Annotated in this window: 17 protein-coding genes; 11 read left to right on the top strand and 6 right to left on the bottom strand. The window is 61.2% G+C overall.

Annotated features, from left to right (window positions below):
* Positions 1-17: 17 nt before the first annotated feature.
* The 7 genes from SIB73_RS09845 (at position 18) to SIB73_RS09815 (ending at position 5,071) form a co-directional block, all read left to right on the top strand.
* Positions 18-1,781 carry a sodium:solute symporter family protein gene (locus SIB73_RS09845; protein ID WP_413405505.1) on the top strand — a complete coding sequence of 588 codons (1,764 nt, stop codon included), beginning with the start codon at positions 18-20 and terminating at the stop codon, positions 1,779-1,781.
* Positions 1,782-1,820: 39 nt separating this feature from the next.
* Positions 1,821-1,946, top strand: coding sequence for a hypothetical protein (locus SIB73_RS09840; protein ID WP_413405507.1), 126 nt, complete (start codon positions 1,821-1,823; stop codon positions 1,944-1,946).
* Positions 1,947-1,961: 15 nt separating this feature from the next.
* Positions 1,962-2,771, top strand: coding sequence for a HEAT repeat domain-containing protein (locus SIB73_RS09835; RefSeq protein ID WP_413405509.1), 810 nt, complete (start codon positions 1,962-1,964; stop codon positions 2,769-2,771).
* Positions 2,772-2,837: 66 nt separating this feature from the next.
* Complete coding sequence (locus SIB73_RS09830; protein WP_413405511.1) at positions 2,838-3,041, top strand: DUF2997 domain-containing protein; 204 nt, start codon at positions 2,838-2,840, stop codon at positions 3,039-3,041.
* A complete protein-coding gene (locus SIB73_RS09825; protein ID WP_413405513.1) occupies positions 3,041-3,433 on the top strand; it encodes a DUF1257 domain-containing protein in 393 nt (130 codons plus the stop codon). The genes SIB73_RS09830 and SIB73_RS09825 overlap by 1 nt, the downstream gene beginning before the upstream one ends.
* Before the next feature lie 31 nt (positions 3,434-3,464).
* Positions 3,465-3,863, top strand: a complete 399-nt coding sequence (locus tag SIB73_RS09820) for a ferredoxin (protein ID WP_413405515.1) — start codon at positions 3,465-3,467, stop codon at positions 3,861-3,863.
* Entirely contained in the window at positions 3,860-5,071 is a 1,212-nt protein-coding gene (locus SIB73_RS09815; RefSeq protein ID WP_413405517.1) for an aldo/keto reductase, read from the top strand. Before SIB73_RS09820 ends, SIB73_RS09815 begins: the two co-directional genes overlap by 4 nt.
* On the opposite strand, the gene rsmG is transcribed toward SIB73_RS09815, so the two are convergent.
* Entirely contained in the window at positions 5,047-5,811 is a 765-nt protein-coding gene (gene rsmG / locus SIB73_RS09810) for a 16S rRNA (guanine(527)-N(7))-methyltransferase RsmG (protein WP_413405519.1), read from the bottom strand. The genes SIB73_RS09815 and rsmG overlap by 25 nt on opposite strands.
* Before the next feature lie 28 nt (positions 5,812-5,839).
* Here rsmG and SIB73_RS09805 point away from each other — a divergent pair, with 28 nt between their 5' ends.
* A complete protein-coding gene (locus tag SIB73_RS09805) occupies positions 5,840-6,400 on the top strand; it encodes a J domain-containing protein (RefSeq protein WP_413405521.1) in 561 nt (186 codons plus the stop codon).
* The gene (locus tag SIB73_RS09800) at positions 6,342-6,608 is read left to right on the top strand and encodes a DUF3143 domain-containing protein (RefSeq protein WP_413405523.1); all 267 of its coding nucleotides are present in this window, start codon (positions 6,342-6,344) and stop codon (positions 6,606-6,608) included. The genes SIB73_RS09805 and SIB73_RS09800 overlap by 59 nt, the downstream gene beginning before the upstream one ends.
* Positions 6,609-6,631: 23 nt before the next feature.
* Here SIB73_RS09800 and bioA read toward each other — a convergent pair whose 3' ends face one another.
* Positions 6,632-7,915, bottom strand: coding sequence for an adenosylmethionine--8-amino-7-oxononanoate transaminase (gene bioA / locus SIB73_RS09795; protein WP_413405525.1), 1,284 nt, complete (start codon positions 7,913-7,915; stop codon positions 6,632-6,634).
* 60 nt (positions 7,916-7,975) lie between these two features.
* Here bioA and SIB73_RS09790 point away from each other — a divergent pair, with 60 nt between their 5' ends.
* Positions 7,976-8,260 carry a hypothetical protein gene (locus SIB73_RS09790; protein WP_413439590.1) on the top strand — a complete coding sequence of 95 codons (285 nt, stop codon included), beginning with the start codon at positions 7,976-7,978 and terminating at the stop codon, positions 8,258-8,260.
* 18 nt (positions 8,261-8,278) lie between these two features.
* Here the strand turns inward: SIB73_RS09790 and SIB73_RS09785 are convergent, their stop codons facing one another.
* The 4 genes from SIB73_RS09785 to SIB73_RS09770 are packed head-to-tail and all read right to left on the bottom strand — an operon-like array spanning position 8,279 to position 11,055.
* Complete coding sequence (locus SIB73_RS09785; RefSeq protein WP_413405529.1) at positions 8,279-8,434, bottom strand: hypothetical protein; 156 nt, start codon at positions 8,432-8,434, stop codon at positions 8,279-8,281.
* Positions 8,431-9,102, bottom strand: a complete 672-nt coding sequence (gene bioD / locus SIB73_RS09780; protein WP_413405531.1) for a dethiobiotin synthase — start codon at positions 9,100-9,102, stop codon at positions 8,431-8,433. Before bioD ends, SIB73_RS09785 begins: the two co-directional genes overlap by 4 nt.
* Positions 9,103-9,160: 58 nt before the next feature.
* Positions 9,161-9,895, bottom strand: coding sequence for an alpha/beta hydrolase (locus tag SIB73_RS09775; protein ID WP_413405533.1), 735 nt, complete (start codon positions 9,893-9,895; stop codon positions 9,161-9,163).
* Complete coding sequence (locus SIB73_RS09770) at positions 9,895-11,055, bottom strand: aminotransferase class I/II-fold pyridoxal phosphate-dependent enzyme (protein ID WP_413405535.1); 1,161 nt, start codon at positions 11,053-11,055, stop codon at positions 9,895-9,897. The genes SIB73_RS09775 and SIB73_RS09770 overlap by 1 nt, the downstream gene beginning before the upstream one ends.
* A 57-nt stretch (positions 11,056-11,112) precedes the next feature.
* Between SIB73_RS09770 and SIB73_RS09765 the strand changes: the two genes are divergently transcribed.
* On the top strand, positions 11,113-13,887 hold the full coding sequence (locus SIB73_RS09765) for a DEAD/DEAH box helicase (protein ID WP_413405537.1): 2,775 nt from the start codon (positions 11,113-11,115) through the stop codon (positions 13,885-13,887).
* The last annotated feature ends 6 nt before the right edge of the window (positions 13,888-13,893 follow it).

Raw genomic sequence — 13,893 nt, 5'->3', positions numbered from 1 at the left:
CTGATCTGCGTGGTCCCATGGCTCCGATCGACTGGACCATCCTGATCGTGTACCTGGCGGCCACGCTGGCCCTGGGGCTCTGGCTGGCACGACGGAATCGCGGCGAGGACGACTATTTCGTGGCCGGTCGCCGACTCAGCGGCTGGCTCGCCGGTGCGTCGATGGCCGCTACCACGTTTTCGATCGACACCCCCCTTTACGTTGCGGGGATCGTGGGCACACGAGGCCTCGCTGCGAACTGGGAGTGGTGGGGTTTCGGGTTGGCGCATGTCGCGATGGCCGTGGTGTTCGCACCGTTGTGGCGACGCAGCGGTGTGCTGACTGACGCCGCCTTTACGGAGCTTCGATACGGCGGCCCCGCCGCTGCCTGGCTTCGGGGCATCAAGGCCTTTCTTCTGGCACTTCCGGTGAACTGCATCGGCATCGGTTACGCCTTCCTCGCCATGCGCAAGGTGGTCGAGGCGCTCGGCATCGTCTCCGATCAGCCGATGCGGGCAGCTGGTGGACTTTCCGACACCCTGGTGTTGCTGATCATCGTGGCGGCCCTCGTGCTCGCTTACACCGTCGCCGGTGGGTTGTGGGCCGTGGTGATCACCGATTTCGTACAGCTCCTGTTGGCGCTGCTCGGGGCAGGCGCCGTGGCGTGGGCTGCTGTACACGCCGCAGGAGGTATGGAATCGCTGCTCGATCAGCTGGAAGCGCTGGGTCGCCCCGAGCTGTTGTCGATCGTGCCCTGGCGCTGGGGTTCTGAAGGCCTCGACTGGATCGGTGGTGCGGGGATCAGCATTTCCACATTTCTCGCTTATCTCACTGTGCAGTGGTGGAGTTTCCGCCGTAGCGACGGTGGCGGTGAATTCATCCAAAGGATGCTGGCTACGAAAGATGAACAGCAGGCACGGCTCGCAGGCTGGGTGTTCCTGGTGGTCAACTATCTGCTGCGCAGCTGGCTCTGGGTGATCGTGGCCCTGGCGGCACTGGTGCTGCTTCCCGATCAGGCCGACTGGGAACTCAGTTACCCCACACTTGCGGTTCAGTTTCTGCCCCCGGTGGTGCTCGGCCTCGTGGTGGTCTCCCTGGTGGCTGCCTTCATGAGCACCGTGAGCACATCTGTGAACTGGGGAGCGAGCTACCTCACCCACGATCTCTATCAACGCTTCATGCGGCCGAACGCCTCTCAGCGGGAGCTTCTGCTGGTGGGTCAGCTCATGAGTGTGATGCTGCTTGTGCTGGGTGTGGTCACAGCGCTGATCAGCGACAGCATCGGAACGGTGTTCCGGCTCGTGATCGCTATCGGAACCGGACCTGGTGTTGTGCTCGTTCTGCGCTGGTTCTGGTGGCGGATCAATGCAGCAGCTGAGCTGTCCGCCATGCTCTGCGGTTTTGTGGTGGGCCTGGTGACCTCGGTGGTTCCACTGCTTCAGATCTCTGACTATGGAGAACGACTGATCGTCACCACCGGCCTAACCGCTGTGGTCTGGATCACGGTGATGCTGCTGACCCCTCCTGAATCCCCGGCTGTTCTCGAACGGTTTGTGGTTCAGGTCCGCCCTCCCGGGCCTGGCTGGAGCCGCTGGCGCCGTGGCCTCGATGCGACCGCTTCTGAATCCCTTTCAGACCTGATTGGGCGATTCCTGTTCAGTTCCGGAGTGCTGTTCGGAGCTCTGCTTGGATCAGGGGCATTCCTGTTGCATCAGCAGCTGCTGGGTTGGTTCGGACTGGTTCTGGCAGTGATCTCTCTGATGCTTCTGCGATGGACCGGTCGCTCCGCTGCTCCGGTCTGATCGGGCAGCAGTCACAATGCTCACAAATCCGACAGTGATTTGGCTTTTTTCCGCAGCACCATTCTTCCCGTCCTGATCGTGGCACTGTTCGCCCTGGCCCTGGTTGCTGTAAGCGCTCGAATCTGGCTTCCAGGCGACATGCTGGCGCCTGCTCCGATCAGCTGAGATTACGATCGATCCATGGGCGATTCATCCAGCATTCAGAACGAGGACCTCATGGCTGAACTGGCCATCGATCCTGATGTGCTGGAGCGTGAACTCGCTGCAGAGCTCATGGGTGATCCACTGGATGAGATTGCCCCGGATGATCCGGAAGGTGATGCCCTTGAGGCGGTCCGAGCCTGCGATGAAGGCCTGGAGTGGCTGAAACAAGGACACGATCAACGCCTTCAGGGACTGCGGGTGTTCTGTGAACATCGCGACCCCCGTGCCGTCCCCCTGCTTCTGCCACTGCTGGATGAAACCTGTCCTGTGGTGCGCATGAGCGCTGTCTATGCGCTGGGCAGAAATCCTTCCCTGCAGGCCGTTGAAGCCCTGTTACGTCTTCTGCAGCTGGACAGCAACGCCTATGTGCGTAAAGCCACGGCCTGGAGCCTCGGTAATTACCCGGATGCTCCCGTGCTCAATCCATTGATCAAGGCTTTGCAGGTTGATGTGGCTTCGGTTCGTCTCTGGGCTTCGGTGTCACTCGCTGAGGCCGGCAGCACATCCCCTGTGAAGGCGGATCTCGCAGCAGGTCAGCTGCTGCTGAGCCTTCGGATCGACAGTGAACCGGTTGTGCGCAGCAATTGCATCTGGGCTCTGGGGAGACTGCATGATCAGCTTGTGAAGCCCCGCCAGGACGAAATGGTTGAGGCCTTCGTGGCAGCTCTTCTGCAGGATCGCGAGACGACAGTGCGTGATGAAGCCCGCACCGCCCTTGAGCAGCTCGATAATCCCGAGCTTGTGGATCGTCTGCAGACTCTGCTGGACGAAGGACTGTTGATCTGATCCCGTTACAGGGAACTCCGGCTCCTGTCGCTTCCCTTTAACATGCAGGCAATTCTGTGATGGTGCATGCCTCAGCGCACAGTGCGATTCCGCATTCGTCCCGACGGTCGCGTTGAGGAGCGGGTGGAGGGAGTCACAGGTGACGCTTGCCTGCAACTCACGGATCGTCTTGAGGCTGCGCTGGGCACCGTCGAACGGCGCCAGCCCACTTCCGAGGCTTTCACCACAACTCAGCCAGTCACTCAGTCCCAGTCCGTAGAGCCTTCCTGATGTCCCATTTCAGTACCGTTAAAACCGAACTCCGTCAGCTGGCTCCGCTGCGGGGTGCTCTCGAAGATCTGGGCTACACCCCCGGAGACAGTCAACAGACCGTGCGTGGTTACAAAGGGCAGACCGTCGAAGCTGAGCTGGCAGTCGCCGTTGATGGTGGTGCCGATTTCGGATTCCGTTGGAATGAATCGAATCACTCCTACGAGTTCGTCACTGATCTGGATCTGTGGCGCCAGCCTGTGCCTGTTGAGCGGTTTCTCTCTCGTCTGACCCAGCGTTATGCCCTGAGGTCTGTTCTGGAAGCTACCCGTCATGAAGGATTTGATGTCACAGAACAGCGTGATTGCCAGGATGGTTCCATTGAGCTGGTGGTGACCCGCTGGGACACCTGAAGCAGTTTTCTTTGCGGAGCCTGTTGACGACGTGACCGATCCAGCGGCTGCCGCCTACTCCGCAACGTCCTATGACCGGGATGAGCGCACAGGTCTAGAGCCTGTGCTCGGAGGATCTCTTCGCTCAAAAGCCGTCTGGGTAGATGAAGCTGCCTGCATCGGCTGCCGCTACTGCGCCCATGTGGCCACGAACACTTTTGTGATTGAGCCCCATCTCGGTCGATCGAGGGCCGTTCGTCAGGACGGTGATTCTTCCGACTGCATCCAGGAAGCGATCGAAACCTGTCCCGTGGACTGCATCCACTGGGTTGCTTTCAATGACTTGACGGAGCTGAAGCAACAGCTTGATGCCCAGGAACTGCTGCCAATGGGAGTCCCCACGCCGGCCCGGCCACGTCGTCAGCTACCGCGAAACAACCATCACCGATGATGGAGTGCTTCAGTCTGCCCACACGTCGCTTCGGGCGCACCGAGATCCCCATGCCTGTGCTCTCACTGGGCGGTATGCGATTTCAGCAGAGCTGGACAGATCTTGAGGCTGATGCGATCACTGATCAATCTCAGCGGTTGTTGCAGAGCACACTCGAACGAGCGGTGCAGACCGGCTTCCATCATGTGGAAACCGCTCGCCATTACGGCAGTTCAGAGCGACAGCTGGGCTGGGCCCTGCCGGGTTGTCCCGATTCCTCCCGAATTCTGCAGACCAAAGTGCCACCCCAGGCTGATCCGGCGCTTTTTGAGGCAGACCTTGAGCTCTCCCTCTCCCGACTTGATGTGGATCGCGTGGATCTGCTGTCGATTCATGGCATCAATCTCCATTCCCATCTTGATCAGACCATCCGACCAGGCGGCTGCCTAGATGTGGTGCGTCGCTGGCAGGCCGAAGGCCGGATCGGTCATGTGGGCTTCTCCACCCATGGGGAGACGGCCTTGATCGTTGATGCGATCGAAACCGGTGCTTTCGATTACGTGAATCTGCACTGGTATTTCATCCGTCAGGACAATGAACCGGCGATCGCTGCCGCCAGTCTTCAGGACATGGGCGTGTTCATCATCAGCCCCACCGACAAGGGTGGACACCTGCATACTCCCGGTCCTCGCTTGCTGGAGCTCACCAAGCCCCTGCATCCGATTGTCTTCAATGATCTTTTCTGTCTTCGTGATCCACGCGTGCACACCCTGAGTGTCGGTGCGGCTCGTCCTCAGGATCTCGATCTGCACCTGGAGGCTGTCTCCCTGCTGGATCAGGCTGCCGAGCTGGTGGCGCCGATCGAATCGCGTCTTCGTCTGGCGGAATGCGATGCCCTCGGCACGTCATGGTTGACGAGCTGGAGACAGGGATTGCCCGAATGGCAAAACACTCCAGGAGAGATCAATCTGCCAATGCTGCTTTGGCTGCACAACCTGCTCGAGGCATGGGATCTCGAGGGCTTTGTCAAGGCGCGATACGGTCTGCTGGGCCGTGCAGGGCACTGGTTCCCGGGCGCCAATGCCGATGCCCTGGACAGCAGTGTGAGCGAGGAGCTGTTGTTGTCCGTCCTGCAGGACAGTCCCTGGAGGGATCGCATCCCAGGCCTGTTGCGCAGCTTGCGGGATCGAGCAGGTGGATCTCCTCAGGAGCGGCTGTCGTCGTCCTGAACACCCAGTGGCATTTTGGTTGGCATGCCGGTGGCGCGTGGGTAAGTATCGGGTGTTGCTGCTTCAGGCCCAATCCTGATCAGCGTGCGTGCGCCTCGCTGGGAAGGCAGTTCCATGCGTTGCAGCTTCAGCGAACGAGCTTTCAGCAGCGTCAGTGCTGATTGAAGCTCCTTGTCATCTGTGTCGTGCCAACGCCCGCGATAGAGCAAGCCCTCTCCGCTCCTTCGCAACAACGGCACGAGGTATTCCGCCACCACCGGAGCGGAGCCCACGGCACGGGCCATTGCAAGATCAAACTTGCCGCGACAGCTTGGATCCTGACCAGTGCGTTCCACCCGTTCCGTGCGCACCTGCACCCGATCGCTCAGGCCCAGCGACTGCGCCATTGCAGCCACAGCAGCTGTCTTGCGTCCCACTGAATCCACCAGGGTCAGCTCTGCGCCTGGAAGAGCAATGGCTACAGCCAGCCCGGGGAAGCCTCCGCCTGTGCCCACATCGATGCAGCGGCGGGGAGTGTCTGGGCTCATCAGCTCGGGTAACAGAGGCCAGAGACTGTCAAGAACCTGAGCAATCCAGAAATCCTCTCCCTGCACCAGACGGGTGAGATTGACGCGGCTGTTCCAGTCCTGGAGCAGCTTTTGCAGGTCAACCAACTGCTTCAGCTGTCCGGCGTCTGGGCTCCATCCAAGCAATGACCAGAGCTCAGGTCCCGGATTGGCAAACGGCGATGTATCCGGCATGGCGGCCTGACCATCACTCCTTTCTAGAATGGCGTTGACGCCGCAGGTGCTGCTAACCGCAATGGCCCCTCAGGCTCAGAACATCACCTACTACGAGCGGCTGGGTGTCACTCGCAGTGCGGATCCTGATTCCCTGCGTCAGGCTTTCCGGCGTCTCAGCAAAGCGGTGCATCCAGATACGACCCGTCTGCCGGCCAAAGATGCGGCTCGCCAGTTTCGCTTGCTTCGAGAAGCGTATGAGCAGCTCGCTGATCCACGTCGTCGTCGCTTGTACGACGCGGCACTGCAGGAGAGGGACGCGATGCAGCAGACCGTGATTCCTTCCCTGCCTGTGCCGCACGCGATCGGTCAGCGTCGCCCTCTCTCCGGTGGTGAATGGCTGTCCCTGCTGCTTCTGCTGGGGTCTTTGCTGCTGTGCCTGCTGCTTGGTGTGGGTGTTGCCTGGAGCCGTGGCCTTGAACTTCAGGTGCAGCCGAGTTGGCTGGTGGAGGAGCAGACTCAGCTGACTGATGCGCAGCCCGGTGATTCCGATGGCATCACTTCCCTCAGCGAACACGCCTCTCAATCAGCATTCCCTGCGGGCACTTGAGCAGTGGTTGCAGGCTCTGGGCGCCACTCGCAGTGATCAGGACCCCTGTGACTGGATCTGGGAGCAGCCTGACTGGAGTGCTCAGCTGAGACTTGATCAACAGGACCTCGGAGTGATCTGGACTTCGGAACGGCCACATCGCTCCTGTTCCTACCCCTATGGTCTGACCCGGGAGGATGTGGAAGCGGCACTCCGTCTTGGTCCGTGACGATGAGGGTTTGCGACAGGAGCTCATAGGCCAGGCAGAGCATCCAGTCCACTGTGCAAAGCGTCGTAGCACTGATCCAGCTGGGTGTCGCTGATGCAGAGCGGCGGCAGCAGATACACCACATCCCCGAGGGGGCGGATCAACACGCCCTGATCTCTCACGAGGCCTCGGAGCACCTTGCCCGCAGGGTTGAGATAGCCCTGCTCACCGTCGGTGACGAGATCAAAGGCTGCAATGGTGCCGCAGAGCCTGACGCGTTGCACCCTGGGATGGCAGGCCAACCGTTCCAGCCTGACCTGATGGCGTTGTTCGAACTGCTGATGACACGCTGGGTCAGCTTCGAGCAAATCCAAGCTGGCATTGGCCGCTGCGCAGCCAAGTGGGTTGGCGGTGAAGCTGTGACCATGCCACAGGGTTTTGGTCGGATCGCTGCCGAGGAATTCCTGAAAAATTGCCTCGCTGGCCATCGTGATGCCCATGGGCAGGAATCCTGCGGTCAGTCCTTTGGACAGTGCCACAAGATCCGGCTGGATCCCCGCTCGCTGGGACGCCAGCAAGCTGCCACAACGACCAAAACCGGCGAGGACCTCATCGGCGATCAGCAGGCTGCCGGCGCGTCTGACCTGTTGTTCCACGGCCTGCAGAAATTCAGGTCGAACCATGCGCATGCCGCCAGCACCCTGGATCAGCGGTTCGAGAATCACCGCCGCGGTCGGCGTTTGCAGAGCCAGCGCAAGGTCATCAAGAGCACGCTTTTCACTGGCTTCCACAGTCTCGTCATTCCAGTGGGTCTGAGGCCAGGGGACCCGTCGCACCGGAAACAGCATTGGATCGAAGGGTTCGCTGAACAGGCTGCGTGCTCCAACTGCCATCGCCCCGAAGGTGTCGCCGTGATAAGCCCCTTCAAAGGCGATCAGCTGCTGACGCAGTTCACCCCGGTTATGCCACCACTGCACGGCTGTTTTAAGAGCCACCTCCACAGCGGTGGAGCCGTTATCTGAAAAGAAGACACGATCGAGCCCGGTCCGCTGCGCCAGCCTCAATGCCAGTCGTTCCGCCTGCGGATGGGTGAACTCAGCGAAAATCACCTGCTCAAGCGTGGCGGCCTGTTCAGCGATGGCTGCAGCAACCACCGGGTTGGCATGGCCATGAAGGGTGACCCACCAGCTGCTGATCGCGTCAATCAGGGGTGGCCCTTCCGCTCTGTAGAGAAGAGCTCCCTCGCCTCGCACCACCTGCTCAAGAGGAGGAGTCGTCGTGATCGAGGTGAAGGGTGGCCAGAGGTTGGGGTGATGGTTCCGTGACACTGGGCACGCTTGTCGGCCTGTTGTCATCATGAGCACAGGTCAGCGAGGCCAGCCATGGCCATGGATCAGACATATCGAGGCCGGGGTCGGCCATCCTCCAATCGATTTGTTGAACCTGCATCACAGCAGCCCCGCTGCGGTCCAGGTGACCATGGATGTCGAAGCATCTTTTTTGAAGGTGGATGGCCCTCGATCAAGGCCCGGCTTGAAATGCGTGGCTGGTCACCGTCGCAGATCGAACAGATCCATGAGCAGCTGCGTCAGGGATGGACCCTGACCATGGCGGTGCGGCATGTGGCTCTGCTGATGGGCAGATGCCCACTGCGGTCCAGACCGATGGGCTGAGATCTCTGCGTGAAGCCTCTACCGGCAGACGTCGCTTTCTTTTTCTTCGACAGTTGCGATCGGCCCGCAGTTGAACCATCGCACCAGCTGCACTTCAACGTCGGTGAACAGAACGAGGATGCCGCCGCAGAGGAGCACAACGGCCACGGTGGCCCAGGTCTGACGGCTTGTCATCGGTTGCCAGGATGGTTCGCAAACGCCTCGAACTTAGGGCCCAGGTTCTGGTTGTGCCATTCATTTCGCAGAGCCTCGGCATCGAGAGGATGGAGATGGGGAAGTTCCGCAAGCACCGGAACATCGCCGATCTCGCTGAGAGTTCTTGGATTGTCAGCGTGGACAGGTCCATTCAGGATCAAGCCGATCACAGGGATCCCGCGGTGGCGGAGAGCCTCAAGACTGAGCAAGGTGTGATTCAGTGTTCCCAGTCCGCTGCGAGCCACCAGAACGACCGGCAGCATCCATCGCTGCAGCTGGTCTATCTGCTGCCGGGAGCGGGTGAGTGGAACATGCAGTCCGCCGGCGGTCTCCACCACAAGTGGCCTGGTTCCTATGGGAGGGAGCGTCAGCCGATTCGGATCAAGGCAGGTGTCTTCCAGTTCCGCTGCCCAATGGGGTGAAACGGCTGCCTGGAAGGCATAGGTCTCCGCAATCCACCGATCGGCGGGAAGGTCGATCAACCTGATCACCCGCTCACGGTCACCACCCTCCTCCAGACCGCTCTGAACCGGTTTCCAGTACGTGGCATTGAGCCCCTGAACCAACAGGGCACTGACCACTGTTTTGCCAACGTCCGTGTCTGTGCCGCAGACCACAAGGCGTAGTGCTGCTGAGGTCGGTGTCATCGTTGCTGTGCTTCAGCTGCATGATCGACCAGCGTTGCTGATGCGTCGATCAGGAGGCTCACCTTTCGTCATCCAGCCATTGCCGAACCCGCACGAGCAGGTCGGGAACCAGCAGTGCATGGCCGACACCGCTGAGATTCCAGTGCTCGGGTTTTTGCTCAAGATGACGTACCAGCGCCTGCAGGAGTTCCCGGCTCGCCGCCGGGGCAACGATCGCATCCTCTGCAGCCTCCACCACCAGCACACGTGCTGTTTCCGGCAGGCCCTCAGGCAGGCCCTTGGTTCCGATCAGACGATCGAGATCAGCGCGCAGACGCTCCCGGCTTCGCTGGGAAAGGTCCTGCTGTTCCAGCCCCGGTGGCAGACCTTCCAGGCCAGCCGGTTGCGCGGCCCGTTGCAGAAAGGTTCTCAGCATCGTGGACTCCCCGGCTCCGCCAATGGCTTTGCGCATGCCTTTCAGGCCGGTGCGCAAGGCTCTTCCCTCGGGTCCCTCCGGAACGAATCGCCCGAAGCTGGCGAGCAGCACCACATCCGTGGCCTGGTTCAGCACGGAGGATTCCAGCAGATGGGGGCCGAGGGAATGGCCGATCACGACCCTGCGCGTTGGCTTCGGCTGCTGCAGAAGTGTTTCGGCGCAGGCTGGTTCGGCCCAGCTGGGATTGCAGGATCGCCTGTTGCCATAGCCACGTTCACCGCTCTGCCAGAGCCAGCCGCGATGGCAGAAATGACGCTCCCATGGAGCCCAGGAAGTGCTTTCGCCGCTCCAGCCATGCATGGCGATGACCTGTCTCATCAGGCAGCGAGGGCATCCGAGAGGGCCTTCAGCAGTGATTCCAATGTTTCATCGGGAAGGCAGCGATGCAGAACCAGACGCAGTCGGGCGCTGCCTTCCGGCACCGTTGGTGGACGGATCGCAGCTGTGAGCAGACCTGCAAGCTCAAGCTGGTGTTGCAGTTTCAGACAGTGCTGATCGTCACCGACAATCAGCGGCAGGATCGGCCCACGACCCTTCGGCCTGGCCCAACCGGCTTCGGCCAGTCGGTCGCGCCAGTTGTCACCGCGCAGCACCAGTTGATGGCCCCAGTCCGGGTTGGCCCGCATCAGCTCCAGGGCGGCAAGCGCGCCTGCTGCCAGAGGTGGAGCCAGTGCGGTTGTGTACCGGAAGGCACCGCTTTCCTGCAGAAGCTTTTCCCCGCGTTCGCTGTCGCAGGCCAGGAAGGCACCGCCGCTGCCGAAGGCTTTGCCAAATGTGCCGCTGAGCATCGTCACCCTTTCTTTCCCGAATCCAAGCCCTCGGCCTCCGTTGCCGAGCACTCCCAGGGCATGGGCCTCATCAAGCAGCAGGTGTGCACCGTGGCGTTCGCAGAGGGCTGCCAGATCATGCACCGGAGGGCTGGTGCCTTCCATGCTGAACAGGCTTTCACTGATCACAAGCAGGGGTGCCTGCGGACGATCGCTGCGACTGCGCAGCAAAAGTCGCTCCAGTGATTCGAGATCGTTGTGGGCAAAACGCCTGAGTCGGGCGCCGCTGGCCTGGACACCCACCAGCAGTGAGTGATGGATCAGCCGATCCGCCACAACGGTGGTGTGGCGGTTGGCCAGGGCACTGACTGCCGCAAGGTTTGCTTGAAACCCGCTTGGAAACAGCAGCACTCTGTCCCGTCCCAGCCAGCAGGCCAGCTCTGATTCCAGCTGGGCATGCACCGGGCGACTGCCGCTCACAAGTCGGGAGCCACCGGCACCCACTCCGCTGTTGCGCAGTTGCGCCTCAGCCGCGGCGATCAGGCAAGGATGACGGCACAGACTGAGATAATCATTGCTGGCCAGATCCAGCAGCGCCGGACCGGTCGCCGAACCGTGCTTCGAACCAGCGGCCACCGCCTGCAGGTGCTCCTGCCGTTCAGCGGGAGACCAGCTGCGCAGCTGACGGCGTCGGGCCGGAGAAGTGCTCATGCAGTGCAGTCTCGGTCCATGCCGATCATGTTGCGGCGGCGTCCCTAGGATTCAGTCATGGCGGAGCAAGACAGCCAGGCTTCACATCCCGCTCAGGGGAGCTCCCCGGATCCGGCGCAGTTGTTTCCCTTCCCGCTGGATGATTTTCAGCTGGAGGCGATCGACGCTCTGAACCAAGGACATTCCGTGGTGGTGAGTGCACCCACGGGATCCGGCAAGACGTTGATCGGCGAGTACGCCATTCATCGAGCCATGGCTCATGGCCAGAAAGTCTTTTACACCACACCGCTCAAAGCTCTCTCCAATCAGAAGCTGCGCGATTTCCGCGAGCAGTTCGGTGCCGAGAACGTCGGTCTGATGACCGGCGATCTCAGTGTCAACCGGGAGGCTTCGATCGTGGTGATGACCACGGAGATCTTCCGGAACATGCTCTACGCAGAAGCCGATGAGCATGACGACCCCCTGGCCGATGTGGAGGCCGTTGTGCTCGATGAGTGCCACTACATGAACGACTCTCAGCGCGGCACGGTCTGGGAGGAATCGATCATTCATTCGCCGCCTCCGGTGCAGCTTGTCGCTCTCTCGGCAACGGTGGCCAATGCCGGGCAGCTCACCGATTGGATTGAAAAAGTGCATGGCCCCACCAGGCTTGTGCTGAGTGACTTCCGGCCCGTTCCGCTGCAGTTCGGTTTCTGCAGCGCCAAGGGTCTGCATCCCCTGCTCAATGAGCAGGGCACAGGCCTCCATCCCAACTGCAAGGTCTGGCGAGCTCCCAAGGGGCATAAACGCAAGGGCCGTTCATCCCGGCCACCTCAGCCCGAGCCACCACCGATCAGCTTTGTGGTGGCACAGATGGCCGAGCGCGACATGCTGCCAGCGATCTATTTCATCTTCAGTCGACGTGGCTGTGACAAGGCCGTGCGCGACCTAGGGGTGCAGTGCCTGGTGACCGAGGCTGAGCAGGCCCGAATCCGTGCACGCTTAAAGGCCTACACGACCGCCAATCCTGAAGCCGTTCGCGACGGCCTGCACGCCGATGCTTTGCTGCGTGGAATCGCCGCGCATCATGCCGGAGTGCTTCCTGCCTGGAAGGAGCTGATCGAGGAGCTGTTCCAGCAGGGGTTGGTGAAGGTGGTCTTCGCCACCGAGACACTGGCGGCAGGAATCAACATGCCTGCGCGCACCACAGTGATTGCTGCACTGTCGAAACGCACAGAGCGTGGTCATCGCCCCCTGATGGCCAGTGAATTTCTGCAGATGGCAGGTCGCGCAGGCCGACGCGGACTTGACTCCCAGGGGTATGTGGTCACCGTACAGAGCCGCTTCGAAGGGGTTCGTGAAGCCGGTCAGCTGGCAACGAGTCCTCCAGATCCGCTGGTGAGCCAGTTCACCCCCAGCTATGGGATGGTTCTCAACCTTCTGCAGCGCCATGATCTGGCCAAGGCGCGCGAGCTGGTGGAACGCAGTTTCGGGCGCTACCTGGCCAGCCTTGACCTGGTAGAGGAGGAGGAGATCCTCGAGCAGTTGCGTCTGCAGCTAGGGCAGTTGCAGGGGACGGCTGGCGATGTGCCGTGGGAAGACTTTGAGGACTACGAAAAACGGCGCGGGCGATTGCGCGAAGAGCGTCGGCTGATGCGCATTCTTCAGCAACAGGCTGAGGAAACCCTGGCCCATGAGCTCACGCTTGCGCTGCAGTTCGCGAGTGTCGGAACGCTTGTGAGCCTGAAAGCCCCGCAACTGCGAGGGGGGGTCACCCCGGCTGTGATCGTGGAGAAGTGCGAGGGACCGGGACAGTTCCCTCTCCTGCTCTGCCTCACCATTGACAATGTCTGGCTTCTGCTGCCCTGTCAAACGGTGGTCAGCCTGCATGCCGAGCTCAGCTGCCTGCAGGTTGATGGTGTCCGACCTCCTGAGCTTGGACGTGCCGGAGAGCTGCGCCATGGTGATCAGAACAGTGGCGGTCTGGCCCTTGCGGTGGGGCACATGGCTCGGCGCCACGACATGACAACTCCTCAGTACGACCTGGCAGGGGAAGTGCTATCGCAGGCGCAAACGGTGCAGACGCTCGAAGCTGATCTGGAAGCCCATCCCGCCCATCGCTGGGGCGACCGCAAGCAGCTCAAGAAGCACCGCCGGCGCATGGAGGAACTGGAGCTGGAGATCGGCGAGCGGCAGCAACTGCTGCATCACCGTGCCAACCGTCACTGGGAGACCTTTCTTGCGCTGATGGAGATCCTTCAGCATTTCGCAGCTCTTGATGAGCTTGAACCCACGGAGATCGGGCGCACGGTGGCGGCCCTTCGCGGCGACAACGAACTCTGGCTGGGGCTGGCCCTGATGAGCGGTCACCTTGATGATCTGCCGCCGGCGGAGCTGGCCGCGGTGTTTGAAGCGATCAGCACCGAGGTGAACCGCCCAGACCTTTGGAGTGGATTTCCAGCGCCGCCCCGTGCGGAAGAGGCGTTGCATGATCTCTCCGGTCTCCGCCGGGAGCTGTTGCGTGCGCAGGAACGTCACCAGGTCGTGGTGCCGGCCTGGTGGGAGCCTGAGCTGATGGGACTGGTGGAGGCATGGGCCAGCGGCACCGCCTGGAATGATCTGATTGCCAACACCTCCCTGGACGAAGGTGATGTGGTGCGGATCATGCGCCGCACTGTGGATCTGCTGGCACAGGTTCCCTATTGCGAAGCGATCAGTGAGCAGCTGCGCAGCCACTCCCGTCAGGCTCTCAGGGCGATCAATCGTTTTCCTGTCGCTGAAGCCGATGATCTGCAGAAGGCTGAAGCATCGGACTCAGAGGGACTCAATCCCGCGACGGAACGGGCCGCCTGATTGCTT

Origin of the sequence: Synechococcus sp. MIT S9509, assembly GCF_047303035.1 — a bacterium.
Taxonomy (GTDB): domain Bacteria; phylum Cyanobacteriota; class Cyanobacteriia; order PCC-6307; family Cyanobiaceae; genus Synechococcus_C.
Note: the sequence above shows the minus strand (reverse complement) of the source record. Positions and strands in the feature narration are given on the sequence as shown.